Annotated in this window: 2 protein-coding genes; one reads left to right on the forward strand and one right to left on the reverse strand. The window is 71.3% G+C overall.

Features of this window, described 5'->3' with window-relative positions:
- On the reverse strand, window positions 1-1,184 hold a 1,184-nt coding region (locus ABFS34_16720; protein ID MEN8377069.1), incomplete at its 3' end, for a pyridoxal phosphate-dependent aminotransferase.
- A gap of 148 nt (window positions 1,185-1,332) precedes the next feature.
- Here ABFS34_16720 and ABFS34_16725 point away from each other — a divergent pair.
- Entirely contained in the window at window positions 1,333-1,617 is a 285-nt protein-coding gene (locus ABFS34_16725) for a hypothetical protein (protein MEN8377070.1), read from the forward strand.
- Window positions 1,618-1,726 lie beyond the last annotated feature (109 nt).

Genomic DNA, 1,726 nt, shown 5'->3' on the forward strand with positions numbered 1-1,726 from the left:
GCCGAGGCCCCCACCAGCGCCTCGGCCATCAACGCGACGCCTTTGGCAAGGTCATCGTCGGATGCGGCGAAAGAAAGGCGCGCGTAGCGGTCATCGCCGAACGCCACGCCCGGTACCACGGCGACCCCCGCGCGCTCCAGGAGCTGCGTGCACAGCGTCACGGAATCGGGCGCGCTCTCGTCGAAGAAGCCGTCGATGCGGAAGTACAGGTAGAAGGCGCCTTCCGGCTCTATGTACCCGACGCCGGGGAGGTGCTCGGCGAAGTCCGCCAGCAGGCGGGTGCGCCTGCGCGCGAACGTGTCCCTCAGTTGCGCGACCGCTCGGTCCTGCTGGGCGGTGTCGGTGTAGGCTGTCAGCGCGGCCCACTGCGCCATGGTCGCCGGCGCCGTGGTGATGTGCGACTGCACCGCGGCCATCTTCCGCGCCAGCTCCGGCGCCGAGTAGGTGTAGCCGATGCGCCAGCCGGTCATCGCGAACGCCTTGGACGCGCCGTTGATCACCACCACCCGCTCCCGCAGCTCGGGGCTCAGGTCGAGCATCCCCGGAGCGCGCTCGGCGACGTAGCAGATGCGAGCGTAGATCTCGTCGCTCAGGATCCATACGTCGCGATCGGCCGCCCAGCGGGCGACTGCCTCCAGTTCGTCGAGCCGGTGCACGGTGCCGGCCGGGTTCGACGGCGAGTTGAGGATCAGGCCGCGTACCGCCGGGTCCCAGGCGCGCTCCAACGCGTCGACGTCGACGCGGCCGCCGCGCCCCGGCGGGACCTCCACCGGTTCGGCGCGCGCGAGATGCACCAGAAACGGATAGCTGGTCCAGTACGGCGTCGGCACCAGCACCTTGTCGCCCGGGCCGAAGAGCGTGAAAGCGGCGTTGAAGAGCGACTGCTTGGCTCCGGCCGAGACCACGACTCCCTCTGCGGACGGCTGCGCCGGATACTGGCGCGCCAGGTCGGCGGCGATCGCGCGTCTGAGCTCGGGGATGCCGGGGGCCGGAGTATACCGGGTCTTGCCGGCGCGGATGGCGTCGGCGCCCGCCTCGCGGATGAAGTCGGGCGTTCCGCTGTCGGGTTGGCCGGCGCTCAGGTCGACGATCGCTCGGCCGGCCGCCCGCAGCTCGCCCGCTCGGGCGGCGACGGCGAGGGTGGCCGATGGTCGGATGGGCTGGACGTTCGGACTGTATTTCACCCGCGGAATATGTCCGGTTCGCGCGGCGCGGGGTAGGCCCCGTCGGCTTGCCGCGTGCGCCGCGGCCGGAGAGATTGCCAGCCCCGCGAGCGGCCGATCGCGCGCGGGGCCGAGTCACTTTTTTCGAAACCGACGCGAAACGCCGAACATGGCCGCATACGAACGCATCACCGCGCTGCCGGCGGAGGCCGTCCTGCGCACGGCTGAGGGGTTCCTGACGGGGAGGATTCCGCTCAGCCGCACCGCGGGCGACGACCACTCGGTAACCCTCGCCGGCGGCGACGGCACCGTGGAGATCCACGTGCACGCGCACGGCCTGGCCACCGTGGTCGAGGCGCGTACGGACGGGCTTCGAACCTCCCGAATCGATACCGAGACGCAGCACTTCCTGAACGAGCTGCCCTACGAGCCGGGCGACCGGCCGGGCGGCTAGCCCACATGTCCGACTTCGGTGACATCGAGCTGCACGAAGCGCTGGCCGACGCGGTGCGGGCGGCCGGCTGGAGCGCTCCCACGTCTCTGCAGGCGGGATCGTTCGCGCT

It is taken from the genome of Gemmatimonadota bacterium (genome assembly GCA_039715185.1).
Classification (GTDB): Bacteria; Gemmatimonadota; Gemmatimonadetes; order Longimicrobiales; family RSA9; genus DATHRK01.

Excerpts from the sequence above, each read along its gene's own strand:
- ABFS34_16725 (MEN8377070.1), top strand. The coding sequence starts at position 1,333 with ATGGCCGCATACGAACGCATCACCGCGCTGCCGGCGGAGGCCGTCCTG.